Origin of the sequence: Pseudomonas sp. zfem002 (assembly GCF_032621685.1) — a bacterium.
Taxonomy (GTDB): Bacteria; Pseudomonadota; Gammaproteobacteria; order Pseudomonadales; family Pseudomonadaceae; genus Aquipseudomonas; species Aquipseudomonas japonica.
On the sequence record NZ_JAVYJH010000023.1, the window covers coordinates 127,337 to 153,420 of the forward strand.

Consider the following 26,084-nt stretch of genomic DNA (forward strand, 5'->3'; position numbering starts at 1 on the left):
GCCTCTGCCGATATCTCGTAGTACTTTTCTTTAACCATAAGTAGGGCCATTCGGAAAATATTGAAGTCCATCCATTTCGCCTTGCCCCTCCGCGCCCGCCTGGTCCAAGTTGCCCGGCGTCGCGCGGCAGAGCTCTTCTGCGAGGACTGAGGAAGCGCCGTGCGTGCTCCCCGGTTCAGTTGCGACAGCGCACTGGACCCATTTGCCACGGATCGACTTCCCATGTTCGGAAAAAATCCCTACGACCTGCGCGTCCGCGACCTGGACGACAAGTTCCTCGACGTCTACGCCTTCGAGGGCCAGGAGTACCTGAGCAAGCCCTTCCGCTACACCATCCGCTTCACCTGCGGCGAGCCGCGGGAGGTGTTCAACGGCGTCGTCAGCATGACCCAGGAGCAGTTCCTTGCGCGCAACGAGCGCAAGAACTCGCCGCTGGACCTGGACATGCCCAGCATCCTCAACCGCACCGCGCGTTTCGCCATCTATGGCAAGCCGCCGAAGGTGTTCGCCTGGCGGATCAAGAACGAGATCCATGAACCGTTGCGCGAGCTGTTCGGCCTGATCACCGGCTTCCGGCGCATCGGCGGCTCGGTGGACGAGGGGCACTACGAGATCACCCTGGAGCCGCGCCTTGTGCGCCTGGCCCGAGGCAAGCGCTATCGGATCTTCCAGCATCAGTCGGTGCCGCAGATCGTCCGGCAGATCCTCGAGGACCATGGCTTCTTCGTGAACAGCGCCTTCCGGTTCGACCTCAAGCGCGAATACCCGCGGCGCCGGCAGGTGATGCAGTACGGTGAGAGCGATCTGGCATTCATTGAGCGGCTGCTGGCGGAAGTCGGCATCTGGTACCGCATCGTCTTCGTCTCGGAGCTGAAGGTCGACCAGGTGCGCTTTCATGACTGGCAGTGCCACCTGGACTTTGGTGTCGAACTGCCTTGCCTGACCCCCAGCGGCCTGTCCAGCAGCGATGCCGATGCGGTGTGGCAGCTGCGCACGCAGCACCAGGTGGTGGAAAAGGAGGTGTTCTTCCGCACTTACGATCCGCGCCAGGCCAATCTGCGGCTGCAGGGCGAAGTCAGCCGGCCGCCGGGTTTTTCGCTTCCCGAGATCCGTTATGGCGAAACCTATGAATACGCCATGCCCTACACCGAAATGGGCACGCAGACGATGCATGGCTATGGCGCGGAAACGGAGTCCGGGCATTTCTTCGCGCGGCTGAGTCAGGAACGCAGCCTCAACCAGCGCGTCCTGCTGAGCGGCACCACCTGCAGTCCGACCCTGATGCCGGGGCAGGTCCTACGGGTAACCGGGAATGCGCCGCAGGATTTCGCCAACCGGGTGCTGGTCCACACCATCGATGTCAGGGGGGCGCGCAACAAGCTGCACACGGTCGAGTTCAGCGGCATTCCCTACGACGAATACATCTGCTTCCGACCGCAGCTCAAGCCCAAGCCGAGCATCAGCGGCACGCTGCCGGCACGTATCACCAGCCAGAACGACGACGATCTCTACAGCCATATCGATGACGAGGGGCGCTACCGGGTCAGGTTTCTGTTCGACCGGGACGAATGGGATGCCGGCAAGGAAAGCGTCTGGTTACGCCTGGCCCGACCCTATGCCGGTGCCACCTACGGTCTGCACCTGCCGCTGGTGCAGGGCACGGAAGTGGCGGTGGCTTTCGAGCAGGGGGATCCGGACCGGCCCTACATCGCCCATGCGCTGCACGACAGCCAGCATCCCGATCACGTCGCCAACCGCAACAACCGACGCAACGTGCTGCGGACGCCGGCCAACAACAAGCTGCGCATGGAGGACGAACGCGGGCAGGAGCACGTCAAGCTCAGTACCGAGCACAGCGGCAAGAGCCAGTTGAACCTGGGGCACCTCGTGGACAGCCAGCGCAAGCCCAGGGGTCAGGGCGCCGAGTTGCGCAGCGACGGCCATGGCGTGTTTCGCGCGGGCAGCGGCCTGTTCCTCACGGCCGACAAGCAGACCAAAGCCCAGGGCGACATGCTCTCCATGCCGGAAGCCATCGGCCAGCTCGAAGAGGCCCTGCTGCGCGTCCAGACCCTGGCGCGCAACGCCGCGGCAGCGGGCGCCCAGGAGGTGGACAGCAGCGTTCCGGAGCACCTGAAGACGGCGCTCAGCCAGTTGAAGGAAGCGGGTTTCCTGGTTTCCGCCCCGGCGGGCATGGCACTGGTCACGCCGGAACATGTGCAACTCTCTGCGGGGCGCACCCTCAACGGTGTCAGCACCGACACCGAGTTCAGCGCAGTGAAGAACTTCACCGTCGCCGCCGGCCAGGCCATCGGCCTGTTCGCGCAGAAGCTCGGCCTGAAGTTCTTCGCCAACCAGGGCCCGGTGGCCATCCAGGCGCAGAACGACCGCATGGACCTGCTGGCGCGGCAAGGCCTGGACATCACCAGCAGCGAAGACGAGATCCGCATTACCGCAAAGAAGAAGATCACCCTCAACTGTGGCGGCAACCACATCACCCTGGCCCCCTACCGCATCGAGATCGGCTCGCCGGGCGATATCGAGATCAAGACGCCGCACTTCGCCTACATCGGCGCCCCCGGCCGCGTGAAAAACCCGCTGCCCGACCTCGCCGAACGCCTGCCCGACGCCCCGCGCCGCCTGGCGCTGAACTTCTTCGACGCCAATGCCAGACCGGTGCCGGGGGTCGGCTACACCCTGAGCTTCGAAAACGGCCAGGTGCTCGAAGGCACCCTGGATGACAAGGGCCACGCCGAGCACCTGATCGCCACCGACGGCGCGGCGCGGGTGACGTATCGCTTGCCGGAGCCGGAGGAGGATGCAGCCTGGCCGACCTATGACGAGCTCTACGGCAGCTTCCCGGAGACCGAAGCCAGCAAGGAGACCCCATGAACGAAAACATGCAGAACGCCTTGGCCTTCTTCAGCCCCGCCCCGCAGGGATGGTTCCATGACGCACAGAGGCGGGTCGAAGCCGGCGGCGTCTGGTTGTGGGAAACCTTGCAGGGCGACTTCCACGACAATCCCACCACCGCCCAAGTGGTCACCGGCACGGTGATTTCCATGATCCCGTTGGTGGATCAGATCTGCGATGTCCGCGATTTCGTCGCCAACTGCCGGGCGATCGATGAAGACCCGGACAACACCGCGGCCTGGGTGGCACTGGTGGTGACGCTGGCCGGGACCTTGCCGGTGCTGGGGTCGTTGGCCAAGGGTTGCTACAAGGTGATGTATTACCGCAAGCAGGTGAAGTTCCAGGAAAAACGCCTCGCCCATCACAAGGAAAACAAGGATGTCGGCAGGACGCCGGATGAGTTCGAGGCGCCGCTGCGCCGACTGACCCAGCATCTGGACAGTGCCCCGGTACGAAAGACACTGAGCTGGATGCGAATTCACAGCCCTTATCAATACATGGCCGAAAAGCTCGACGTACTGCGCCAGGTGCTCGATTCGGCTGGAGTGCTGAAGGCAATGCAACAGATGCGCGAGGTTTCGCAGAAGTTGCTTGAGCGCGCAGCGAAATGGGGGCCGGAAAGCATAAAGGCACCGATTCGACAGACCATCGAGCTGATTGACAGAACCGTCGGCAGAGCCGGAGCGCACCTCAAAGGCCTGGATGAAACGGCTGAGTATCTGGAGGGGTTGGCTAACCGCTTGCGGGTGGAGGCAGACAAGGCTTATCGCGCACGGCCGGGGGAGAATAATCATGTTCTTGGGCAGCGTGGATCTGCCGAACTGCAGTTGTTCGAGAACAAGCAGCCGAATTGGGTGGACAATGATGCAAAAATGCAATTTAAACCTTTAAAAAAGGTTCCTGAAATTGTCCCCAGCAAGATAAGCGACGGCTGGCCAGATGTAACAAAAAACTTTGACACCTTTGATAACAGCATGCGAGCAGCAACTGTCGCTCCGGGTGAACGTCTTTACCGAGTGGTTGACCCAAACTCCTCTGACAACTCTTTTTTCTGGATGCGAGAAAAAGAATTTCATCAGCTCTCGTCAAAATCCGAATGGCGCCGAAATTTTTCCGTCTGGAAGCATTGGAACGAGAACGGGGAGTTTGTGACATACACAGTACCCAGGGATAGAACTTTAAAAGTATGGGAAGGCAGAGCAGCTTCGCAGCAGTTCGATTCTTCGTCCAAATACACGCTTCAGGGTGGCCGTGAACAAATATTCGTGAACACCAAGGATTTAGACACAGCACATATAAGCGCACGGAAACGTACTGGATGGGGCTACGATGACGGAACAGGTGATATTGATCTGGACCCTTCAAAGCCTTTCCTTGGGCTGCCAGAATTGACGCACAAATGGTATCCACAATAAGGAAAAAACAATGGCAGTCTTGCACCCGATTGAATGCTATCTACTGGAGCATTTTACTTCCGCCGAATACATAGCTAAAACGCGCGACGCGGTCATTCGACTTATTGATGCGCATGAAATAGCTTTTGCAAGGCATCAGAGCGAGCTTGAACCTCGTGTACGTAGCCAGCCGACTTGGCAACAAGGCGACATAGTATGGGGAACACGAGTACTACCTAATATCCGCCCCGCCAGGGAGCGGTATATAAAGTCACATATTGATCGCACACATAATGACCCAATGTGTTTTAGCCGTATCGGAAATACACTATCGAATTGGAATCGCGGAATTTGCGAATTCTGGGATGGGTGGATGACAGAGAAAGAGAAAGAGCAGATTTCAAAAGCCAAGGCTACAGCGTCAAAACTGGATCTTGCTTTAGGAGCCAGCATTAACGGAAGTTGGGAAGAAGGCGACTTGACTTACGGAGGTGTGAGTCATTTTTACAGCAGGTCAGATTTTCCCTCTGCTATACCACGGTACGAACTGGATCCATCTATTCGAATCGAAAAATATGCCGAGATCAAGGAAATGGGGATCTATCTGCCAGACGTTGACTTCGCGCCAGCACGTTTTCTATATCCAAACGGGTCTCGGAGAGCTATCGAAGCAGTTCAAGGAATACGCCGGAGCGACTATATCTGCGAGATGACAGGTAAACGCTCTCATGCATGGATAGAAAGTCGCGATGTCGAAACAACCTGGACCCTCATCCGCAAAGTCAAAGGCGAATTCATCCTGATCCCCCCCGAGGGGCACTTCCCACAGGGCGTTCCAGGTGAGCTCTACAACTGGCCTTCTCGCGAGAATTACTACGTCGAGCGCCGCAACAGACGCCCTACCTTCCGGATGTCAGGCGACCGCGTGCCATGTGCCGGACTCTGGAGTATCGCGGAAGGAAACAAGAGCGGTCATGTAACGCTCCAGACCGATCAGATCCTGCCTGACCACCAAGGCAAACCTGTCAGGTGGATTCTCAATCATCGCCCTGACGGTGGAGAGCTTGAGGAGTTGATACCTGACTACGAATAGCTTTCTTTTTCTTATCCGGTGAATCCCGATGCACAGGAGTTGCTGACGTCGCAGCGCTTCAGCGAACGCCGGTTTCAGCAGTTCATGACATTGCCAATCCTCACCCACCCGGAACCTGATGCCCCATGCCCGTTCGCCTGTACGACATACCCCCGTTCCAACCACGCCCGCCCTTCCCTCACTTCATTCCCTGGACACTGTTCCTGCTGCTCTGTCTGTCGATTGCCATGACGCTGTCCTACACCCCTCAGGAAGACGACACGGTGGTCCTCGACCCGGACTGGAAAATCTCGCTGATGAAAGCCCTGATCGTGTGGATGTCGGCGTTGATCCTGCGAATGGCCTGCTACTCCTGGGTCTTCGACCGTACCCAGGCAGAGAACGCGGACAACCAAGCCTACCGACAGGTGGCGATACGGATAGGCCAGCGCTGCCATGACGTGCTCGCCGTCAGCCTGCACACAGCCTTGCGCCCGGAGGGCGGGAACGCGGCCGAGCTGCAACGGGAGGCGCTCGCTCGCGGTGACAAGGCCCTGAAAACCCAGGCCGACTGGCAAGCCTCGGAAGAAGGCAGTCGCCATAGCCGACTACCGGTGTTGCCTGGCGACACGGCGCAGGCCCTGCTCGAACGCACCCTCCGGCAGGGTCTTGCCGACATCGCGCCAACACTGGCGCAACTGCCGGAAGACACGCCGCTGCGGGTGCTGCGCGAAATCGACAGCAGCATCGACGAGGAACAATGTGAAGCACTCTGGCAAGACGCCTGGGCTGCCTCGGGCATCCGCCAAGCCGTTTCGTACAGCGACGAACGCGGGCTTGCGGTGGTGGATAAACGCCTGGATGAAGATGCCAAGCCCACTGCACTGCTGCTGGTAGTGGCGGGTCGGATTGCGCCGGAGGCCGTGGCCGACTCCGCCGAATCACTGGCCTTGCTGTTGCTGGCAGACGCGCGACAGCAGATCACCCTGCCCTCTCTCGCCCGTCTGCATCGACCGGAGCTGGAATGTGAAACGAGCAGCAACGACCTGTCCCGTACCCTGCTCCAGGCCCTGGACTGGGCGCCGCTGGACGCTCAGGCCATTCGCCATTTATGGGTGGCGGGTCGTCCTGCGCAGCGCAACGGCGACTTCAACCAGTTGCTGGTCGACACCTCGCTGCTCAAGGAGGATCACGCAGCACTGCATGACATCGACGCTTTCCTCGGCCAACCGGGGGTCGTCGCCCCCTGGCTGGCAATCGCTGCTGCGAGCGAATCGATCAAGGCCGTCGCAGAGCCGCACCTGGTGCTCAGCGGCGATCAGGCCCAGGGCCAGCGTCTCTGGTGCACCAGCGTGTCGCCGCCCAGCGCCAGACCTCAATAGACAGTCCCCACCGGATAGACAAACGCATTCACGTCATAGAACGGCGTGCGCTGATAGAACCAGTTCAGGCGCGCCTTGGGATCCGCGGCGAATGCCGGGTCGTCCTTCAGCTTCTTGTCGAACGCGGCCTTCAGCGCCGCGTCCTGCTCCAGCATCTTGCGCGCCATCGGCTCCATCACGTACTCCTCCGGTTCTTCGGCGGCGATCAGGGTCGAGTTGAAGAAGCCCCACGACCAGAACGAATCCGGGCTTTCCGGGTGCAGCAGGTTCACCGCCAGCACGCCCAGCGGCTGGTCGACATCGATCAGCACCGAACCCGCCGGGAAGGTCTGCAGACGCTGGAACGGCTTGCCCGTGCCGCTGACCAGCAGATGCCCCTCGTACCCGGGAATCTGGTTGACCGCGGCGCGGTCCGGCTCGAAGCCGCCCGCCACCTTCACGTCATCCATGCGGTACAGGGTCACCGCCACGGCCGTGGGTTTGTCGAGGGTGCGCATGGCGATGCCGTGGGCCTTGAGGCGGGCGATGACCTCGCGCCACTGCGCCGGGACGATGTACTGCTTCGGCCGCTTGACCACCAGGTCCGGCTCGGTGTTGCCGGTCACCGGCACGTCGAGCTGCTTGGGCTGGTTGCTCCAGACGATGCTCCTGGCCCCGGTGATCGGCGAGGTTTCGTAGCGGTAGTCACCCACGGTGAACGGCACGGTCTCGGCCTTGCCGGGTTTCCAGGTGAGGATGACGTCCTTCTGTGCGGCAAGGCGCGCACGGTCCTGGTCGATGGCCGCGCGCAGCGACCCGGCCTGCTCGCCGATGACCTGGAACATGGCCTTGAGCATCACGTAGTTGCCCAGCACCTGGGTGCGGTACGGATGCAGGGCATGCTGCTCGATGAGGATCGAGGGCACGTTGCGGATATCGCCGTACTGGTTGGAGAAGCGCGCCAGGTCGCTGCGGTAGGGGTAGTAGCCCTGGGTCGGGTCCTGGTTGTCGTTGAAGCTGATGCATTCGTGGACCACATGGCCCTCGTCCTGCAGCGCCTTGTACACCGGGGCGCGCAGGGTCTGGTCCATCCACGCGCTGCTGGCCGGCGACCAGCCGTTGCCGTTGTGGCAGTACGAGCTGTCGTAGGGGTACATGGCGCCGTCGGTGGAATGGGTATCGGCGAAGAAGCTCAGCTCGTAGGTGTTGAAGACCCAGGCGACGTTGCGGATCTCGGCGCTGTCGAGCTTGGTGAAGTCGCGGTTGAGGTTGTAGTTGAGGCCGTTGACCCGCCAGCCGGCGATGTCCGGGCCGTTCTGGTTGATCCGCCCGTAGGCGCTGCGGCGCACGTCGCCATCGATGTTGACGGTGGGGATGAAGAGGATATTGACCTGCTCCAGCAGCGCGGCCAGGGGTTTGTCGCCGCTGGTCATGTCGCGCAGGAGCATGAACATGGCGTCCTTGCCGTTGGATTCGCCGGGGTGGATCTCGGCTTCGACGAAGATCGTCGGCTTGCCGGTTTTCTTCAACCCGGCGGGAGACTTGTCGCTGGACAGGGAGACCACGGCGAGGATCATCGGGTAGCCTTCGGCACTCTTTTCCGGCAGTTCGCTGAGGGCGACCTTGCCAGCGGAGGCCGCCGCCAGCTTGCGCAGCCAGGCGCGGCTTTCCTCGTAGGTGCTGGTCTGCTTGAAGTCGCTGGCTTCGGCGGTGGTGATCAGCGGGTTGTCGGCCTTGGCAATGTAGCGGGTGCTGGTCAGGTGCTGTTCGAACATCGGCGGCAGGATGCGCTGTTTCGCCGCCGGCGGGTAACCGCTGTCATCGATGTAGGCCGGTGCCGACGGCAGGCTGGCGGCATGGACGGACTGGCTGGCGCCGAGCAGCAGCGCGGCGAAAAACAGGTTCGGGTGGGGCATGAGGAGTTCCTTCTCGCACAGGAACTGGCAACCTTAGAACACATTGCAAAATCATACGAGGGGCGTTTCAGCCATGTTGAGCAACCTGTTCAGCGGTATCACCGACTCAGCCACGGAAGAACGTTTCGACGATCTGCTCGCGCGGCCCGGCGTGCGCATCGAGCGCATCGTGTCCAGCGGACAGAGCAGTCCGCCGGACTTCTGGTACGACCAGGACGAGGGGGAATGGGTGCTGCTGCTGAGCGGCTCGGCGGGGCTGCGCCTGGAGCACGAAAGCCAGACGCGGGTGCTGCGGCCGGGGGATTTCCTGGATATTCCGGCGCACTGTCGGCATCGGGTGGAGTGGACGGATGCCGGGCAACCGACCGTGTGGCTGGCGGTGTTCTATGCCATGTCTTGAGGGCCTCATGGCGGCCTGGGTATGTACACAGCTTTTAGGGCCTGGCGGGGAAACGCATGAAGGCCGCCAGGTGCCTGACTTGAGCCTTGCAGCGCCCTCCAGATCGAGCGCCGCCCGCGCGGCGCATCGCGGATGAATCCGCTCCCACATTTGTTGCAACGTTCCATGGCCTGTGGGATTTGGGTTGTCAGCCTTTGTTTTTTCGGCGATGTATCGCGGGGAGGCTGTTGGGCACGACTCGGTATCGAGTCGAACCAACAAGGCGGTCAACCATGGCCTGACAGACATAGGTACGTTGCAACAAATGTGGGAGCGGATTCATCCGCGATGCGCCGCGCGGGCGGCGCTCGATCTGGAGGGCGCTGCAAGACTCAAGACAGGCACCTGACGGCCTTGATGCGGTCCCCCGACAAGCCTTCGAAGATGTATAGATACCCACGCCCATCGCGGGCAACGCCCGCTCCCACAAGGTCCGAGTACGCCGCAGGGCGTTGCCCGCGATGAGGCCAATGGGCTTCACACCGCCCGCAACATCCCCCGATCGACGATGAAGTCGATCAGCGTCTGCAAGCCATGCCCGGTCTTCAGGTTGGTGAACGCCCACGGCCGCTCCGGGCGCATGCGCCGGGTGTCGCTCTCCATCACCTCCAGCGACGCGCCGACATAAGGCGCCAGGTCGATCTTGTTGATCACCAGGAAGTCCGACTTGGTGATCCCCGGCCCGCCCTTGCGCGGGATCTTCTCGCCCTCGGCGACATCGATCACGTACACGGTGAGGTCGGCCAGCTCCGGGCTGAAGGTGGCGCTGAGGTTGTCGCCGCCACTCTCGACGAAGATCACTTCGAGGTTGCCGAACTTGCGCGCCAGCTCTTCCACCGCCGCCAGGTTCATCGAGGCATCCTCGCGGATCGCCGTGTGCGGGCAGCCGCCGGTTTCCACCCCGACGATGCGCTCCGGCGCCAGGGCCCCGGCCTCGGTGAGGATGCGCTGGTCTTCCTTGGTGTAGATGTCGTTGGTCACCACGGCGATCTCATAGTGGTCGCGCATGGCCTTGCACAGCGCTTCCAGGAGCGCGGTCTTGCCGGAGCCGACCGGGCCGCCGACGCCGACACGCAGGGGTTGCTTGTAGCTTTGCATAGGGAATTCCTCAGGAGCGGAACAATCGGGTGTATTGGGTTTCGTGGCGCGACGAGGCAATCGCCAGCAATGGCAGGCCGCCGCCCAGTGCGTCATCGGGCAGCGCCAGGGCACGCTCCAGCACTGCCGGCAGGTCTTCGCAGAGATCACGCAGCAGGCTCTGCGCCGCCTGCTGGCCGAACGGCACCAGCTTGACCCCGGCCATCACCGCGCCCTCCAGCCAGGCGAAGCCATGGCCCAGGGCCAGGTCGCGCAGCGGGATACCCCAGTGCGCGCCGAGCCAGGCCATGCCGCCCAGCTGGCTCAGCTCCAGGCTGGCCCGCCACTGCGGCGCCTGGCCCAGTTGCCAGCCATCGAGCAGGCGGGCCAGGGCGGCACCGCGTTGGCGTTCTTCGGTGCGCAGCTCGGCGGTTTCGCGGTTGGCCAGGAGGAAACGGCTCCAGTGGCCGAAGGCCTCGGCGTCGTCGGCTGCGCAGGCACGGTACAGGCGCGCCAGTAGCGGCCAGTCGAGGTAAGCGAGGGTGTCCTCGATCTGCTGCCGTTGCCAGGCCCGAAAGCCCTCGGCGCCCTGCACCCAGCCCGCCTCCACCGCCCATTCCAGGCCCTGCGAGTAGGTGAACCCACCCACCGGCAGGCCGGGACTGGCCAGTTGCAGCAGGCGCAGCAGCTTCAGCTCGCTGTTCATCAGCCCGCCAGCAGCATCGCCGCGCCGGCCAGCAGGCCGCCGCCGAAGGCTTTCTGCAGGCCGCTGTGCCGGCGCAGCAGGCAACCCACGGCGAAGCCGGCCAGCAACAGCGCCGCGCTGACCGTGACGAAACCGGCGCTGAACAGCCAGAACGCCCCCGGGCTGGCTTCGACGCCATGGGCCCAGCCGTGGAACAGGGCGAACAGCGGCATCAGCAACGACAGCAGCAACTGGCGCTGCGGCAGCAACAGCGCCGCAGCGGCCACCAGCAGCGAGCCGAGGATCATCTGTTCCATGCCGATCACGCCACCGAACAGATGCCCCAGCAGCGCCCCGCCGAACATCGCCGCCAGGGTCAGCGCCGGCAGCAGCAGGCGGCGACCGGTCAGCGCGGCGAGGATGCCGGTACCGAGCAGCATCAGCAGGTGGTCGGGGCCGGTCAGCGGGTGCAGCAGGCCATCGTGCAGGGGGTTGCTGTCATGCCCGGAGTGGGCCATGGCCGGAACGGCCACCAGCAGCAGGGCGAAGGTCAGAAACGCTTTCATGGATCTCTCCTTGTTGGAATTCACAACGCCGCCTGGGCCGGCAGGCGGACGAACAGGTGGTCGGAATGCGTGTGGCTGTGCGGTGCGCTCTGGTAGGCGCCCGCTTCGGGCTCGAAGGGTGCCTGCTCGACGACGACGTCGAGGCCGAAGCCGCGGACCATCTCGTCCAGTACATGGTCATGCTGGTAACGCAGGAAACCGGCCTCGACCTGCAACGGCACATGGCGGTTGCCCAGGTGATAGGCGGCGCGGGCCAGGGCCAGCGGATCGCTGCAGTACACGCTGGACACCTCTTCCGAGGCGGCCACGACCCGCACCAGCGTCTCGCCCGCGTCGTCCGCCAGCAGCTCGCCGCCGCGGATCAACTGCCCGCGCTCCAGCATCAGGCCGGCATCGCGGCCATCGTCGAGGGTGATACGCACTCGGCTCTTGATCCGTGTATCCAGGTTCAGCGTGGCCGTGGCGGTGGGCTCGCCGTCGCTCACCCTGCGGGTCAACAGAATCATCGGGGTCCTCCTTGCTCAGAACAGAAAGTAACGCTGCGCCATCGGCAGCACCGTGGCCGGCTCGCACACCAGCAGCTCGCCGTCGGCGCGCACCTGGTAGGTCTGCGAATCCACTTCGATATTCGGCATCAGGCCGTTGTGCACCATGTCGTCCTTGCGCACCGTGCGACAGCCATGGGCCAGGCCGATCAGGCTGCGCAGGCCGAGTTGCTCGTGCACCCCGCGATCGAGCGCCTCGCGGGACAGGAAGGTCATCCGCGTGGCATGCCGCGCCGCGCCGAGGGCGCCGAACATCGGTCGGTAGTGCACCGGCTGCGGGGTCGGGATCGAGCCGTTGATGTCGCCCATGGGCGCGCTGGCGATCATCCCGCCCTTGATCACCAGGGCCGGCTTGACCCCGAAGAAGGCCGGCGACCACAGCACGATATCGGCCAGCTTGCCGGCTTCCAGCGAGCCCACCTCATGGGCGATGCCATGGGTCAGCGCCGGGTTGAGGGTGTACTTGGCGATGTAGCGCTTGACCCGCGCGTTGTCGCTGTACGACGAGTCGCCCGCCAGCGGGCCGCGACGCAGCTTCATCTGGTGCGCCACCTGCCAGGTGCGCAGCACCACCTCGCCGACCCGGCCCATGGCCTGGGAATCGGACGAGGTCATGGAGAAGGCACCAAGGTCGTGGAGGATGTCCTCGGCGGCGATGGTCTCGCGGCGGATGCGCGACTCGGCGAAGGCCACGTCCTCGGCGATGCTGGTGTCCAGGTGGTGACAGACCATGAGCATGTCGAGGTGCTCGTCCACGGTATTGACCGTGTACGGCAGGGTCGGGTTGGTCGACGACGGCAGCACATTGGCGAAGCTCGCCGCGCGAATGATGTCCGGGGCATGGCCGCCGCCCGCGCCTTCGGTGTGGAAGGTGTGGATGGTGCGGTCGCCGATGGCCGCCAGGGTGTCCTCGATGCAGCCGGATTCGTTGAGGGTGTCGGTATGGATCGCCACCTGCACGTCCATTTCCTCGGCCACGCCCAGGCAGCAGTCGATGGCCGCCGGGGTCGAGCCCCAGTCCTCGTGCAGCTTGAGGCCCACCGCGCCGGCGGCGATCTGCTCGCGCAGGGCTTCGGGGCGCGAGGCGTTGCCCTTGCCCAGCAGGCCGATATTGATCGGCAGCTCGTCGGCGGCCTGGAGCATGCGCGCCAGGTACCAGGGCCCGGAGGTGCAGGTGGTGGCGTTGGTCCCGGTGGCCGGGCCGGTACCGCCGCCGATGAAGGTGGTGATGCCCGAGGTCAGCGCTTCTTCCACCTGCTGCGGGCAGATGAAATGGATATGCGAGTCGATGCCGCCGGCGGTGACGATCTTGCCTTCGGCGGCGATCACCTCGGTGCCGGGGCCCACCGGCAGGGTCACGCCGGGCTGCACATCGGGGTTGCCGGCCTTGCCGATGGCGAAGATGCGGCCGTTCTTCACACCGATATCGGCCTTGACGATGCCCCAGTGATCGATGATCAGGGCGTTGGTCAGCACCAGGTCCATGGCCTCGGCGGCGAGCATCTGGCCCTGGCCCATGCCGTCGCGGATCACCTTGCCGCCGCCGAACTTGACCTCTTCGCCGTAGATCGTGAAGTCCTTCTCCACCTCGACCCACAGCTCGGTATCGGCCAGGCGCACGCGGTCGCCGACGGTGGGCCCGAACATGTCGGCATAGGCGCGACGGGAAATCCGGCTCATGCGTCCACCTCCAGCTTGCCCATGACCTTGCCCTGGAAGCCGTAGACTTCGCGCTTGCCCGCATAGGGCACCAGGCTCACGCTGCGCGCCTGGCCCGGCTCGAAGCGCACCGCGGTGCCGGCGGGGATGTCCAGGCGATAGCCGCGGGTGGCCTCGCGCTCGAACACCAGGGTGTCGTTGACTTCGAAGAAGTGATAGTGCGAGCCGACCTGCACCGGGCGGTCGCCGTGGTTGGCGACGCTGACACTGATGCTCGCGCGGCCGGCGTTGAGTTCGATATCGCCGCTGGCGGCGACCTGGATTTCTCCGGGAATCATCCTGTTCTCCTCGTTATCCCGACTCAGACGATCGGATCGTGGACGGTGACCAGCTTGGTGCCGTCGGGGAAGGTCGCTTCGACCTGGACGTCGTGGATCATCTCGGCCACGCCTTCCATCACCTGCTCGCGGCTCAGCACCTCACGGCCCAGGTTCATCAGCTCGGCGACGCTGCGGCCATCGCGGGCGCCCTCCATCACCGCCGCGCTGATCAGCGCCAGCGCTTCCGGGTAGTTGAGCTTGAGGCCACGGCCCAGGCGGCGCTCGGCAAGCAGCGCGGCGGTGAACAGCAGCAGTTTGTCTTTCTCTCTCGGGGTCAGCTCCATGGTCGCTCTCTCAGGTGGCCCAGATCCGTGGCGGGCATGGCGCAAGACCGGTGATGGCCGGGCGCAGCGCCTGCCACAGGCGCAGCAAGGTGGATTGAAGGCGTTGGTTGTCGTGGTCCAGCAGGCGGACCACCAGCAGTTGGCCAAGCAGGGTCGCGCCGGCAGGTACGGCGAGGTGCTCGATAAGGGTGCGCGCCTGCTCCAGCAGCTCGGCGGTGGCCGGGGCCGCGCAGAAGGTCGCCTGCAGCGGGTAGCCGGCGAGCTTGTGCAGGCTGTCGCCGTCGATGCGCAGGCGTTCGTGCAGGCCGGGGTCGTCGGGCAGGTCGATACGCAGCAGGCTGTCCACGGCGCCGTGGCTGAAGCGCTCGTCCATCACCGGGCGGCCCAGGCACAGGGTTTCCCAGGCCAGCAGGCGGGCGCCGGGGGCCAGGCTGAAGCGGTTCTCCAGACGGGCACGGGCGCCGGGGAAGCAGATATTGCCGTGGGGCAGCCACTCCAGGGTGGCGCCCTCTGCCACATGAAAGTGCTGCTTGAGCACCGAAACGGGGCCGGCGCTGCGGTAGAACTTGGTCGCCCCGGGCATGGTCAGCAGCGCGTGGCTACCGGCTTCGAGGTGCACATCGAGGGTCAGGCGATCGCCGCCGACCACGCCGCCCGGGGGATGCAGCACATAGACGTGGCACGGCGCGCCCTCGGGGTAGAAGGGTCGCTGCACCAAAAGAGGTCCGAAATGACGCCGCGCACCAATACAGGTCCTGCCATCGCGCTGCACGAAGCGCAGCCTCAGCTCGGCGCTCCAGCCCGTGGCGTCGTACGCAGGTGGCAGTGGTTCGGGTAGGGACATTCCAACGTATCCGGTCAAACGCCGCGTTTATTGGGTAATCCCATGCTTTCGCGGCGGTAGGAAAATGTCCGCGACGCCCTGTTCTGGCGCGGTGCCGCGGACCTGATCGATCGATCAGCAATCGTTGGAAGGGGTAAAAGCACATTGCGGGCCAGAATGGCGCGTGTAGGGGGATTCTGGCTTTGGCTGCACTGATGTGTGTCGTTCTTGCGGCCGTCATCGCGGGTAATCGGAATCGAAGGCTTGTCGGGGGACCGCATCAAGGCCGTCAGGTGCCTGTCTTGAGTCTTGCATCGCTCTCCAGATCGAGCGCCGCCCGCGCGGCGCATCGCGGATGAATCCGCTCCCACATTTGTTGCAACGTACCTATGTCTGTCAGGCCATGGTTGACCGCCTTGTTGGTTCGATACCGAGTCGTGCCCAACAGCCTCCCCGCGATACATCGCCGAAAAAACAAAGGCTGACAACCCAAATCCCACAGGCCATGGCACGTTGCAACAAATGTGGGAGCGGATTCATCCGCGATGCGCCGCGCGGGCGGCGCTCGATCTTGAGAGCGCTGCAAGGCTCAAGACAGGCACCTGGCGGCCTTCATGCGGTTCCCAGCCAGGCCATCAAAGTTGTGTAGATACCCATGCAGCGACAGGGCCCTGAAGATCGACAAAGGCCCCGGATCAGAACCCCGGCGCAATCTGCCCCTTGTAGCGGGTCAGGATGAACTCGCGCACTTCAGGCGTATTCAGCGCCTTGGCCAGCTTCTGGATCCCCGGGTCCTGCAGGTTGTCCGGCCGCGCCACCAGGTACTCGACGTACAGGTCCTTGCCCTTCTCGACGATCAGCGCGCTGCCGGTATCGATCCCCGCCTCCAGGGCGTAGTTGGCGAAGACGAACGCCAGGTCCACCTGGTTCACCGCGCGGGCCAGCAGCGCGCCTTCCAGTTCGCGGATCTTCAGCTTCTTCGGGTTCTCGGCGATATCGCGCTGGGTCGCCAGGGTGTTGGCCGGATCCTTCAGCTTGAGCAGCCCCGCCTCGTGCAGTAGCACCAGCGCGCGGCCGGCGTTCACCGGGTCATTGGGGATGGCCACGCTGGCACCGTCGGGCAGGTCCTTGAGGTCCTTGATCTTCGTCGAGTAGGCGCCGAACGGCTCGATGTGCACGCCCACCACCGGCACCAGGTCGGTATGCCGGGTCTTGTTGAAGTCATCGAGGAACGGCCGGTACTGGTAGTAGTTGGCGTCGAGGTTCTTTTCCGCCAGCTGCAGGTTGGGCTGGATGAAGTCGGTGAACACCTTGATGTCGAGGTCGACGCCCTCCTTGGCCAGCACCGGTTTGACGAACTCGAGGATCTCGGCATGGGGCACCGGCGTGGCGCCGACGGTGAGCTTTTCGTTGGCCTGGGCCGAAAGGCCGAACAAGGCGACGGCCAGGACCGCCAGGGACTGCTTGAACATGATGGAACTCCTAGGGGTATGCACGAGGCCGTCACAGGGCGAGCGTAGGGCCGGATGGGGAAAGGTTTTCAACGTCGGGTGAAGTGCCGCACCAGGCGATCGCCACTCACCTGCAAGGCCTGCACGAGCAGGATCAGCAGGAGCACGGTGACCACCATCACATCGGTCTGGAACCGCTGGTAACCGAAGCGGATCGCCAGGTCACCGAGGCCACCGCCGCCGATCACCCCGGCCATGGCGGTGTAGTCGACCAGGACGATGGCAGTCACCGTGACCGCGGCGATCAGCCCGGTGCGCGACTCCGGCAACAGGGTGTAGCGGATGATCTGCCAGGTGCTGCCACCCATGGCCTGGCTGGCTTCCACCAGGCCGCGGTCGACCTCGCGCAGGGCGGTTTCCACCAGCCGCGCGAAGAACGGCGTACAGCCCGCCACCAGCGGCGGAATGGTCCCGCGCACCCCCAGCGAGGTGCCGGTGAGCAGCGTGGTGAGCGGAATCAGCACGATCAGCAGAATGATGAACGGCAGCGAACGCAGGACATTGACCAGCAGCGACATCACCCGGTACAGCGCGGGCCTGGCGAGCAGCTGGCGCTGTCCGGTGAGGTACAGCAGCACGCCCAGCGGCAGCCCGAGCAGCACGGTGAAGCCAAGGGCAGCGGCGAGCATGCTCAGGGTTTCCAGGCTGGCTTGGGCGATTTCGCCCCAGTTGAGGTTGACCAGCCATTGATTCATTGCCCGCCACCTCGACGCAGCGCCGCCACCGGATGCGGCGCGCGCAGGCGGTCACCCTGGCCGAACAGCTTGTGGCGCAGGGTGCCTGCGGCGTACTCGCGCTTGAACAGGCCGCGGGCCTGCAGCTCCGGCACCAGCAGATCGACCACGGCGACGAAGGTTTCCGGGGCGACCACGCTGGCCAGGTTGAAGCCATCGACCCCGGTTTCCTCGACCCACTCCTGCAACTGGTCGGCGACGGTCTGCGCCGAGCCCACCAGCACCGGGCCGTCACCGCCGATGGCGCAGTAGTCGGCGATCTCGGCGGTGGTCCAGGTGCGCGTCGGGTCGGCGCGGGTGAAGGCTTCCACCGCCGACTGGATGGCTTCGCTGGGCACCTCGCGCAGCACCTGGTCGGGGTCGTAGCGGGAAAAGTCGATGCCGGTCCAGCCCGACATCAGGGTCAGCGCGCCCGTCGCGCTGGCGTACTCGCGGTATTCGCGCAGACGGGCCAGGGCCGCTGCGTCGGTCTCGGCGACGATCACCGTGAGCTGTTCGAGGATGACGATATCCTCCGCCGCGCGCCCGGCAGCCACCGCGGCGGCGCGGAACTCGGCGACCTGTTTCTTCAGCACTGCCTTGCTCGGCGCGGCGACGAACACGCACTCGGCATTGGCCGCGGCGAACGCCCTGCCGCGGCTCGACGCACCGGCCTGGTAGAGCACCGGGGTGCGTTGCGGCGACGGCTCGCTGAGGTGGAAACCGGGGACCTTGAAGTACTCGCCCTCGTGCGCGATGCCATGCACCTTCGCCGGATCGGCATACACCCCGCTGGCGCCATCGGCGCGCACCGCGTCCTCGTCCCAGCTGCTTTCCCAGAGCTTGTAGCAGACCTGCAGGTACTCCTCGGCCAGGGCATAGCGCTGGTCGTGGGACAACTGCTCGCGCTGCCCGAGGTTGCGCGCGCCGCTGCTCAGGTACGAGGTGACGATGTTCCAGCCGGCCCGCCCGCGGGTCAGGTGATCGAGGGTGGACATGCGCCGGGCGAAGGGAAACGGATGCTCGAAGGACACCGAGGCGGTCACGCCGAAGCCCAGGTGCTCGGTGGCCGCGGCCATCGCCGGGACCAGTTGCAGCGGGTCATTCACCGGCACCTGCGCGGCAGTGCTCAGCGCCGCGTCGGCGGAGCCGCCATAGACGTCGTAGACCCCGAGCACATCGGCGATGAACAGGCCGTCGATGCACCCGCGTTCGAGGGTCCTGGCCAGCTCGACCCAGTAATGGATATCGGTGTAGCGCCGCGACTGGTCGCGGGGATGCCGCCAGAGGCCGGGCGACAGGTGCCCGACGGTGTTCATGGCGAAGGCATTGAGGCGGATCTGCTTGGACATGGCCGGGCCTCAGTTCCAGTCGTGACGGGTTGGCTTGATGCCGTTCAGCGCCCAGTTGCCGACCAGGTGGTACTTCCAGCGCACCGGGTCGTGCAGGGTGTGCACCCGGGCGTTGCGCCAGTGCCGGTCGAAGTTGTGCCGGGCCAGGGAGGACCGGGTCCCGCCCAGCTCGAACAGGCGGTTGCTGGCTTCCAGGGCCGCTTCGGTGGTCAGTACCTTGGCCTTGGCCACGGCGACCGAGGCGGCGGCGACATTGTCTTCATCGGGCGCCGGCTTCGCCGCGTCGAGGACCAGGCCGGCGCGTTCCAGCAGGGCTTCGGCGGCTTCCTGGCGAATGTCCAGCGAACCGATCTGGATGATGGTCAGCGGGTCGTCGCCGGCCTTGTCGACCTTGGCATCGACCCACGGCCGGGCATGCTCGCGGACGAAGGCGATGGTGTCGTCCAGCGCCGCGCGGCCGATGCCGGCGTCGATGGCGGCGGTGGTCAGCTGGGCGAACGGACCGGCCAGGGTCGGGACTTCGTAGGAGCGGTAGCTGGGGAACACATTGAAGGCCGGCACGCGCAGGCCATCGGCGAGCACCGTGCCGCTGGAGGTGGTGCGCTGGCCGATGCTGTCCCAGTCGTCGACCACCACCAGGCCCGGCGTGCCGCGCTCGACGAAGGCCAGTTGCGCGCGGTCCTGTTCGTCGAGGGCCAGCACGCCGATCCAGTGGGCGTAGAGCGAACCGGTGCAGTAGCCCTTGCGCCCGTCGATGCGGTAGCCCTCGCCTTCGCCGACCAGGCGGGTCTGGATGTCCTGCACGGTCTTGCCGCCGGTTTCCGACAGGGCATTGGCGAAGCGATGGCCCTTGAGCACCAGGTCGAAGAAGAAGCGCTTCTGCTCGTCGGTGCCCTGCAGGCGGATGTCTTCCAGCAGGCAGTAATGGTTCTGCGGAATCTGGCCGAGGGACGGGTCGGCGGCGGAGACGATGGCGATCACCCTGGCCAGGGTGGCAAAGGACACTTCGGCGCCGCCGAACACCCGGGGCACGGTGATGCCCCACAGGCCGCTGTTGGAGAAGGCATCGACCACATCGGCCGGGACCCGGCGCTGGCGATCGCGCTCGGCGGCGCCTTCGCGCAGCAGCGCGGCGACCTGGTGGGCGACGGCGATGGCTTCGGCATCGTCGCGGATGAGATGGGCGTCCGGCTGGCGGATGTCGTAGTGGGCGGAGATGGACATGGGTGGATCCTTGGAATACGTGGACAAGGGTCCTATCGCATTTCCCATGCCAAGGATGAAAATCCTTATTTTTCAGTTAGTTATGAATTTAAGGCAACAGTTTGGCGGGGTGGGTGGACAGCAGAATGTTGGGTTGGTGTTGCTGGGTGGACAGTTGGGAGGGGATGTGATCTTCAGGGCCTCATCGCAGGCAAGCCAGCTCCTACGGGGATCCGCGCACGTCCAATCGGCGTACCTCGAATCGGTGTACCTCCAATCGGCGTACACCGATCCCCGTAGGAGCTGGCTTGCCTGCGATGAGGCCCGAGAGAACAACACACCCTCGACCCGTTTAAAAATAGAACTCACGAAAGTCGCACTTCCAACAACTAGAAAAACCACGACAACAATAACCACCACACAAACTAAACGCCCACTTCAGGAAACCGCCGGCAAACACCCACGCCCCGCTTCACTGGCCAGCAGCCGGGCCCGCGCGGTGCCCCAGTTCATTGCCCGGCTCATGCTCTCGCCCGGCCGCGAATCATAGGTTTCCTCGAACATCAGCGTGCCACCCGCGGAATAGACGCCTATGAACAACTGGGTCGCGCCGATGCGCGACAACCGCACCTGCACATCGACGGTTTCACCACTGTCCAGCACCTCTTCATGGGCGCGGCTCATCAGGGGTGCTTCGCTCCAGGCCCAGTAATGCTTTCCGCGATATTTCATGACCACGCTCCCGTGCTGGATCGACAAGTAGGTGCAGTGAGACTAATGCGCCCGGGTTATTGCGCAAACAAGCGCAACGACTTTTTTATCAATTAACGGACCACCGGTAATTTCTCGCTGCAATAACGGAACTCGCACCGATACATAAATAAAGTTGGAACTATATAAATAACCGCCGGTGCAGAAGCGACGACCATTCGGCCCCTGCTCCGGACAAAAACTGAACAGGCGAAAACAGACCCGCCTCCAATGTTCACGACCCTCGATGGTCATCGATCAGGAGACGGCTCCATGAAAGCGCACTTCATGAAACTCATGACCCACCCGGACTACGCCTGGGTGGATATCCGCAGCGAAGAAGAACGCCAGCCCCGCCACTACCTGCCGCACCTGCTGCTCTGGGCCCTGCTGCCGGCGGTGTGCCTGTTCATCGGCGTGACCTGGACCGGCTGGAGCCTGGCCGGCGGCGAGCGGGTGCGGGTCAGCGTCGCCAGCGGCCTGCAACTGGGCGTGCTGCTGTACCTGACCCTGCTGTTCGGCACGCTGATCATGGGCGGTTTCATCCGCTGGATGTCGCGCACCTTCGACGCCCGGCCGACGCTGAACCAGTGCATCGGCTTCGTCGCCTACACCACCACGCCGTACTTTCTCGCCGGCATCACCGGCCTGTATCCGAGCCGCTGGCTGGCGGTGACCGCGCTGATCGTCGCCGGGGCGTATGCCACGTACCTGCTGTTCGTCGGCCTGCCCAAGTTCATGCGCCTGACCCAGGACAAGGGCTTTCTCTACGCCGCCTCGGTGTGGGGCGTCGGCCTGCTGGTGCTGGTGACCATCCTGGTCAGCATGATCCTGTTCTGGTTCAACACCCTGCAGCCGGAGTACCTGCGGCCGGCGATGTTGCCTTGAGGCCTGCTCGATCCTCTGCGTAGGAGCGTGGCTTGCCCGCGAACGGCGGCGAAGCCGTCGCAAATCCCCAACCCCGTGATGGTCTGACGCTCCCGGGACTCAGGGTTTACGACGGCTTTGCCGCCGTTCGCGGGCAAGCCACGCTCCTACGAGTAATTGGGGCCTGCAGGAGCAAGGATCAGGCAAGCACGATCACCAGTCGTAGGTCACCTGCAGCGAAGCCACCCGCTCCTGCCCGTAGTAGCAGCCGAAGGCATAGTTGCAGTCCGAGACATACTCCCGGTCGAACAGGTTCTGCACGTTCAGGCTCGCCTGCAGACCGCGCAGGCCCGGTTCCAGTTTGCCCAGGTCATAGCGCAGGGTGGCGTCGTAGACGGTGTAGGCCGGCACATCGAACGAGTTCGCCGAGTCCCCCGGCTTGCGCCCGGTATAGCGTGCCCCGCCCCCCAGGGTCAGGCCCTCGACCCAGTGATAATCCAGCCACAGGCTCGCCGAAACCGGCGCCTGGGACTCGTTGCGGTTGCCCTGGTCGCCATAGGTGCTGCGGGTGTAGAACGAGTCGACATAGCCCGCCGCCGCCAGGACATCGATGCGCTCGAGGCTGGTCTTCAACTCGAGTTCCACCCCGCGCGAACGCACCTCCCCGCTCTGCACCTGGTACTCGGGGTATTCGGTGTCGCCGGTCAGCACGTTCTTCTGCTTGACCTGGTACACCGACGCCGTGATCAGGGTCTTCTCCAGCGGCTGGTATTTCAGCCCCACCTCGTACTGCTCGCCCTCGGTCGGGTCGAAGGCCTTGCCGCCACGCTGCGGCGCCGCGGTGCCAACGGTGGGCAGGAACGACTGCGAATAGCTGACGTAGGGCGCCAGACCGAACCCGGTGACGTAGGTCAGGCCCACCCGCCCGGTGAACTTGTTGTCACGCTGGGACACGATGGAGTGCGCGAGCAGGTCCTTGTTGTCGATCTCGGCCCAGTCCTGGCGCCCGCCGACGGTGAGGATCCACTGGTCGAGGCGAATCTGGTCCTGGAAGTAGGCGCCGACCTGGCGCACGGTGTTGTCCCACTGGGTGCCCAGGACCGGGACGGTGCCGGAGGTATCGCCGTTGTTCTTGCCGTAGAGGTCCACCGGCGTCGCATCGTAGGCATTCAGGCCGTCGTAGCGGCGGGTGAAGTGCCGGTAGTCGATACCCGCCAGGGCGGTGTGCTGCAGGGCGCCGGTGGCGAAGGTGTACTGCAGGTTGTTGTCGACGCTCCAGGCGATATTGTGCTGGCGCCAGTCGACCTTGGTGCGGTTGGCCCGGGTGTAGTCGGTCACCCCGGCGTCGTTGACGAAGCTGCGCAGGTAGAACCCCCGATAACGGTCGCGGATATCGATGTAGCGGGCGCTGGAGCGCAGGGTCAGGTCGTCGTTGACGGCATGGCTCAGGTCGTAGCCGAGGATCAGCTGGTCACGCTTGTAGTCGTTGTAGCGCGAATCGCCGGAATAGAAGTCGCGGTCGATGCGCTGGCCATTCGGCCCACGGTCGAGGGCGCCGATGCGCGGCAACGACTGATAGTCGGCCGCGCCGTCATCGCGCTGCACCTGCGCCAGCAGGGTCAGCGTGGTGGCCTCGCTCGGCATCCAGCTCAGGCTCGGCGCCAGCAGCAGGCGTTCGGCGTGGGTGTGATCGACCTGGTCGTTGCCCTTGCTGGTCACACCGACCAGGCGATAGGCGAACTCGCCCTGCTCGTCCAGCGGCCCGCTGCTGTCCAGCGCGCCGTTGACCCGGTGATAGCTGCCGGCACCGAGCTTGACCTGGTTGCGCGCTTCGCGGGTCGGACGCTTGGACACCAGGTTGACCAGGCCACCCGGCTGGTTCTGGCCGAACAGCACCGAGGACGGACCCTTGAGCACCTCGATGCGCTCCAGGGTGTAGGGATCGATCTGCGGCGCACCCCCCAGGCTGCCGGCATAGGGCACGTAGGCGCCGTCGAAATACAGCGGGGTCGGGGCAAAGCCGCGGCTGGTGATCTCGTCGGCGATGGCGTTGCGGTCGGTGAAGCCGCCGACGTTCAGCCCGGGGGTATAGCGCAGCGCCTGGGTCAGGTTGCGCGCGCCCTGGGTCTCGACCTGCCGGGCCGTGATCACGTTGATGCTCTGCGGGATCTCCAGGATCGGCGTATCGGTCCTGGTCGCGGTGGCGCTGCGGCTGGCGACATAACCGTCCACCGGGCCCCAGGCCGACTCGACGGCGGCACCGGTGACGCTGGTGCTGTCCAGCTGCACGGCGCCGTCATCGGCCAGCGGCAGCAGCGAGTAACTGCCGTTGGCCTGGCGCAGCGCCTGCACGCGGCTGCCGGCGAGCAGCTGGCGCAGGCCGTCGTCGACGCTGTAGCGACCGTGCAGGCCCGGCGACCTCAACCCGCGGACATGCGCCGGATCGAACGACACGGTGACCCCGGCACTGGCGGCGAAGCGCGTCAGGGCGCTGTCCAGCGGACCGGCGGGGATATCGAAGAGGCTGTCGACCTGGCTCTGCGCCATGGCCGGGGCGACACCCGGCAGCAGGCTGGCGGGTCCGCTCAGGGCCACGCCGAGCAGCGCGCAGCGGATCGCCCGGCGCAAGGCGGACGAATTGCAGATCTGGGGGGTGCGATCGATGGAACGGGACATGCGGTTTCCTTTCGCCCTGTGGCAGTGATGAATGGCGTCTCTGTGGCGCCTCTACCTACAAGTCGAAGCAGTCCGGCAATCGATAACCCCCGCGCGAAGTTTTTTTCAGACCGCCTCGACCCGCACCCAGAACCGGCTGAAGCGACGGATGCGCACGGGCAAGGTGGCGGTCAGGTTGTCCAGCACGATATCGCTGTCCGCCAGCTGGAAGGCTCCGGAGATGCGCAGCCCGGCGATGCCCTCGGCGCAGCTCAGCCGACCGGGGCGATAGCGTTGCAGCTCGGCGATGAAGTCCCCCAGGCGCCAGTCGCTGACCACCAGCATGCCGTGGCTCCAGGCATCGGCCTGGGGCGCGAGCGGCCGTGGCGGCCCGGGCTGTTCGGCACTGAACGCCAGTTGCTGGCCGGCGTCGACACGCAACGTCTGCTGCGCGCGGGCACAGTGCACCTGCACCGCGTGTTCGAGCACGCCGACCCGGGTCAGCCCGCCCTCGCGGCGTACCAGAAAGCGCGTGCCGAGGGCGCGGATGCGGCCCTCGGCGGTGTGCACGACGAAGGGGCGATCCAGGGTGTCCGGTGCGGTGTCCACCAGGATCTCGCCGTCCAGCAGGTCGATCCGCCGCAGGTGCGCGCTGTAGCGGATATCCACGGCGCTGGCGGTGTTGAGCTGCACCCGGCTGCCGTCCTCCAGGGCCAGGGTGCGGCGCTCGCCGGTGGCGGTGCGCTGGTCGGCCAGCAGGTCGGGCAGCGCACCGCCGCGCCAGGCGAGGCCCCCCGCGCCACCGGCGGCGAGCAGCAGCGAAAGGACCTTGAGCACTTCGCGGCGCTTGGCCCGGGCACCAGCGAGGGTGCTGCGCGCCAACGGCGGGGCGACCCCGGCGAAGGTGTCCTGCAGGCGGTCGAGGCGCGCCCAGGCCTGGCGGTGGCGCGGGTCGCTGTCGAGCCACTGGTTATGCGCGGCCCGGGTCGCCGCGTCTGGCTGGCAGCGCAGCTCGACGTACCAGTGCGCCGCGCGTTCGAGGATCTCCCGGCTCAGCGCCACGCCTCAGTCCTCGACCAGCAGCAGGCAGTGGGTCAGCGCGCGCACCGCGTGTTTCTTCACCGTGGTCACCGAGACCTGCAGGCGCCGGGCGATCTCCACGTAGCTCAGGCCATCGAGCTGGGCCATGAGGAAGATCTCGCGGGTACGCACACCGAGCCCGTCGAGCAGGCGGTCGATTTCGCTCAGGGTCTCGAGGATCGACAGGCGGGTTTCCGGGGAGATGTCCAGCGCCTCCGGGCGCGCCGCCAGGGCTTCCAGGTAGGCCTGTTCGAGGGCGCGGCGGCGGAACGCATCGATCATCAGGCTGCGCGCCACGCTGCTCAGGTAGGCCCGCGGCTCGCGCAGTCCGGCGGCCTTGCGCAGGGCGATGACGCGGATGAAGGTGTCCTGGGCCAGGTCCGCCGCGTGCTCGACGCAGCCAAGACGGCTGCGCAGCCAGCCGCACAGCCAGGGGTGGTGCTCCTCGTACAGCGTGTGCACGGCCTTTTGCAGGGAGAGGTCAGCGGAGGACATGAGGATTCCGGCGAAACAAGTGGTAATGAATCTCATTTAACAGGAGTAACCCGGCGAAAGGCAAGGACCGGACGCGATTGGACCCCGTAGGGGCTTGCCTGCGAAAGGACCCCGTAGGAGCTGGCTTGCCTGCGAAAGGACCGCGCAGCGGTCCCCGATGACACCGCAACCGGGACCGCCTTGCGGTCCTTTCGCAGGCAAGCCAGCTCCTACAGGATCCATCGCGGACAAGCCGATGCCCGGAAGAGCGACATCAGCCACACACGCCCCCCAGTTTTTTTAACGCCTGAAAACACATATTTACTAATTTCGCCCCCGCCGCACTGCCCTCAAGATCGGCCCCCTAC

At 64.9% G+C, this 26,084-nt stretch carries 23 protein-coding genes; 6 read left to right on the forward strand and 17 right to left on the reverse strand.

Going from position 1 to position 26,084, the window contains the following annotated elements; translation table 11 throughout:
• Positions 1 to 222: 222 nt before the first annotated feature.
• The 4 genes from RTI28_RS23505 (at position 223) to RTI28_RS23520 (ending at position 6,758) form a co-directional block, all read left to right on the forward strand.
• Positions 223 to 2,889, forward strand: a complete 2,667-nt coding sequence (locus RTI28_RS23505) for a type VI secretion system tip protein VgrG (RefSeq protein ID WP_316922681.1) — start codon at positions 223 to 225, stop codon at positions 2,887 to 2,889.
• Positions 2,886 to 4,325 (forward strand): hypothetical protein, encoded by a 1,440-nt coding sequence (locus RTI28_RS23510; RefSeq protein ID WP_316922682.1) that lies wholly within the window; start codon positions 2,886 to 2,888, stop codon positions 4,323 to 4,325. The genes RTI28_RS23505 and RTI28_RS23510 overlap by 4 nt, the downstream gene beginning before the upstream one ends.
• Positions 4,326 to 4,335: 10 nt before the next feature.
• Positions 4,336 to 5,397, forward strand: a complete 1,062-nt coding sequence (locus RTI28_RS23515; protein ID WP_316922683.1) for a hypothetical protein — start codon at positions 4,336 to 4,338, stop codon at positions 5,395 to 5,397.
• Positions 5,398 to 5,522: 125 nt separating this feature from the next.
• On the forward strand, positions 5,523 to 6,758 hold the full coding sequence (locus tag RTI28_RS23520) for a hypothetical protein (RefSeq protein WP_316922684.1): 1,236 nt from the start codon (positions 5,523 to 5,525) through the stop codon (positions 6,756 to 6,758).
• Here RTI28_RS23520 and RTI28_RS23525 read toward each other — a convergent pair.
• The gene (locus tag RTI28_RS23525; RefSeq protein ID WP_316922685.1) at positions 6,752 to 8,653 is read right to left on the reverse strand and encodes a M14 family metallopeptidase; all 1,902 of its coding nucleotides are present in this window, start codon (positions 8,651 to 8,653) and stop codon (positions 6,752 to 6,754) included. The genes RTI28_RS23520 and RTI28_RS23525 overlap by 7 nt on opposite strands.
• A 73-nt stretch (positions 8,654 to 8,726) precedes the next feature.
• On the opposite strand from RTI28_RS23525, the gene RTI28_RS23530 reads away from it, so the two are divergent.
• Positions 8,727 to 9,053, forward strand: coding sequence for a cupin domain-containing protein (locus RTI28_RS23530; RefSeq protein WP_316922686.1), 327 nt, complete (start codon positions 8,727 to 8,729; stop codon positions 9,051 to 9,053).
• A 516-nt stretch (positions 9,054 to 9,569) separates the two neighbouring features.
• On the opposite strand, the gene ureG is transcribed toward RTI28_RS23530, so the two are convergent.
• The 13 genes from ureG to RTI28_RS23595 form a co-directional block, all read right to left on the reverse strand.
• Positions 9,570 to 10,190 (reverse strand): urease accessory protein UreG, encoded by a 621-nt coding sequence (ureG, locus tag RTI28_RS23535; RefSeq protein WP_042128532.1) that lies wholly within the window; start codon positions 10,188 to 10,190, stop codon positions 9,570 to 9,572.
• 10 nt (positions 10,191 to 10,200) lie between these two features.
• On the reverse strand, positions 10,201 to 10,875 hold the full coding sequence (locus RTI28_RS23540; protein WP_316922687.1) for an urease accessory protein UreF: 675 nt from the start codon (positions 10,873 to 10,875) through the stop codon (positions 10,201 to 10,203).
• A complete protein-coding gene (locus RTI28_RS23545) occupies positions 10,875 to 11,420 on the reverse strand; it encodes a HupE/UreJ family protein (protein ID WP_316922688.1) in 546 nt (181 codons plus the stop codon). The genes RTI28_RS23540 and RTI28_RS23545 overlap by 1 nt, the downstream gene beginning before the upstream one ends.
• A gap of 20 nt (positions 11,421 to 11,440) precedes the next feature.
• A complete protein-coding gene (gene ureE, locus RTI28_RS23550) occupies positions 11,441 to 11,926 on the reverse strand; it encodes an urease accessory protein UreE (RefSeq protein ID WP_316922689.1) in 486 nt (161 codons plus the stop codon).
• A gap of 15 nt (positions 11,927 to 11,941) precedes the next feature.
• Positions 11,942 to 13,645, reverse strand: a complete 1,704-nt coding sequence (ureC, locus tag RTI28_RS23555) for an urease subunit alpha (RefSeq protein WP_316922690.1) — start codon at positions 13,643 to 13,645, stop codon at positions 11,942 to 11,944.
• The gene (locus RTI28_RS23560) at positions 13,642 to 13,962 is read right to left on the reverse strand and encodes an urease subunit beta (protein WP_316922691.1); all 321 of its coding nucleotides are present in this window, start codon (positions 13,960 to 13,962) and stop codon (positions 13,642 to 13,644) included. The genes ureC and RTI28_RS23560 overlap by 4 nt, the downstream gene beginning before the upstream one ends.
• 23 nt (positions 13,963 to 13,985) lie before the next feature.
• Positions 13,986 to 14,288: an urease subunit gamma gene (locus RTI28_RS23565; RefSeq protein ID WP_316922692.1), complete on the reverse strand. Its 303-nt coding sequence runs from the start codon at positions 14,286 to 14,288 to the stop codon at positions 13,986 to 13,988.
• Between the two features lie 10 nt (positions 14,289 to 14,298).
• Positions 14,299 to 15,132, reverse strand: a complete 834-nt coding sequence (locus tag RTI28_RS23570) for an urease accessory protein UreD (RefSeq protein WP_316922693.1) — start codon at positions 15,130 to 15,132, stop codon at positions 14,299 to 14,301.
• A 674-nt stretch (positions 15,133 to 15,806) separates the two neighbouring features.
• Positions 15,807 to 16,583: a MetQ/NlpA family ABC transporter substrate-binding protein gene (locus RTI28_RS23575; protein WP_316922694.1), complete on the reverse strand. Its 777-nt coding sequence runs from the start codon at positions 16,581 to 16,583 to the stop codon at positions 15,807 to 15,809.
• A 68-nt stretch (positions 16,584 to 16,651) separates the two neighbouring features.
• Positions 16,652 to 17,317 carry a methionine ABC transporter permease gene (locus RTI28_RS23580; RefSeq protein WP_316922695.1) on the reverse strand — a complete coding sequence of 222 codons (666 nt, stop codon included), beginning with the start codon at positions 17,315 to 17,317 and terminating at the stop codon, positions 16,652 to 16,654.
• Entirely contained in the window at positions 17,314 to 18,687 is a 1,374-nt protein-coding gene (locus RTI28_RS23585; RefSeq protein ID WP_316922696.1) for an LLM class flavin-dependent oxidoreductase, read from the reverse strand. Before RTI28_RS23585 ends, RTI28_RS23580 begins: the two co-directional genes overlap by 4 nt.
• Before the next feature lie 9 nt (positions 18,688 to 18,696).
• Positions 18,697 to 19,911: an SfnB family sulfur acquisition oxidoreductase gene (locus RTI28_RS23590; protein WP_316922697.1), complete on the reverse strand. Its 1,215-nt coding sequence runs from the start codon at positions 19,909 to 19,911 to the stop codon at positions 18,697 to 18,699.
• Positions 19,912 to 20,328: 417 nt separating this feature from the next.
• On the reverse strand, positions 20,329 to 20,622 hold the full coding sequence (locus tag RTI28_RS23595) for a hypothetical protein (protein ID WP_316922698.1): 294 nt from the start codon (positions 20,620 to 20,622) through the stop codon (positions 20,329 to 20,331).
• Between the two features lie 291 nt (positions 20,623 to 20,913).
• On the opposite strand from RTI28_RS23595, the gene RTI28_RS23600 reads away from it, so the two are divergent.
• Positions 20,914 to 21,528 carry a Yip1 family protein gene (locus tag RTI28_RS23600; protein WP_316922699.1) on the forward strand — a complete coding sequence of 205 codons (615 nt, stop codon included), beginning with the start codon at positions 20,914 to 20,916 and terminating at the stop codon, positions 21,526 to 21,528.
• 192 nt (positions 21,529 to 21,720) lie between these two features.
• On the opposite strand, the gene RTI28_RS23605 is transcribed toward RTI28_RS23600, so the two are convergent.
• The 3 genes from RTI28_RS23605 to RTI28_RS23615 all read right to left on the reverse strand — a co-directional run bounded on the left by RTI28_RS23605 (position 21,721) and on the right by RTI28_RS23615 (position 25,737).
• Positions 21,721 to 24,183 carry a TonB-dependent siderophore receptor gene (locus tag RTI28_RS23605; RefSeq protein WP_316922700.1) on the reverse strand — a complete coding sequence of 821 codons (2,463 nt, stop codon included), beginning with the start codon at positions 24,181 to 24,183 and terminating at the stop codon, positions 21,721 to 21,723.
• A gap of 105 nt (positions 24,184 to 24,288) precedes the next feature.
• The gene (locus RTI28_RS23610; protein WP_316922701.1) at positions 24,289 to 25,224 is read right to left on the reverse strand and encodes a FecR domain-containing protein; all 936 of its coding nucleotides are present in this window, start codon (positions 25,222 to 25,224) and stop codon (positions 24,289 to 24,291) included.
• 3 nt (positions 25,225 to 25,227) lie between these two features.
• The gene (locus tag RTI28_RS23615; RefSeq protein ID WP_316922702.1) at positions 25,228 to 25,737 is read right to left on the reverse strand and encodes a sigma-70 family RNA polymerase sigma factor; all 510 of its coding nucleotides are present in this window, start codon (positions 25,735 to 25,737) and stop codon (positions 25,228 to 25,230) included.
• Positions 25,738 to 26,084 lie beyond the last annotated feature (347 nt).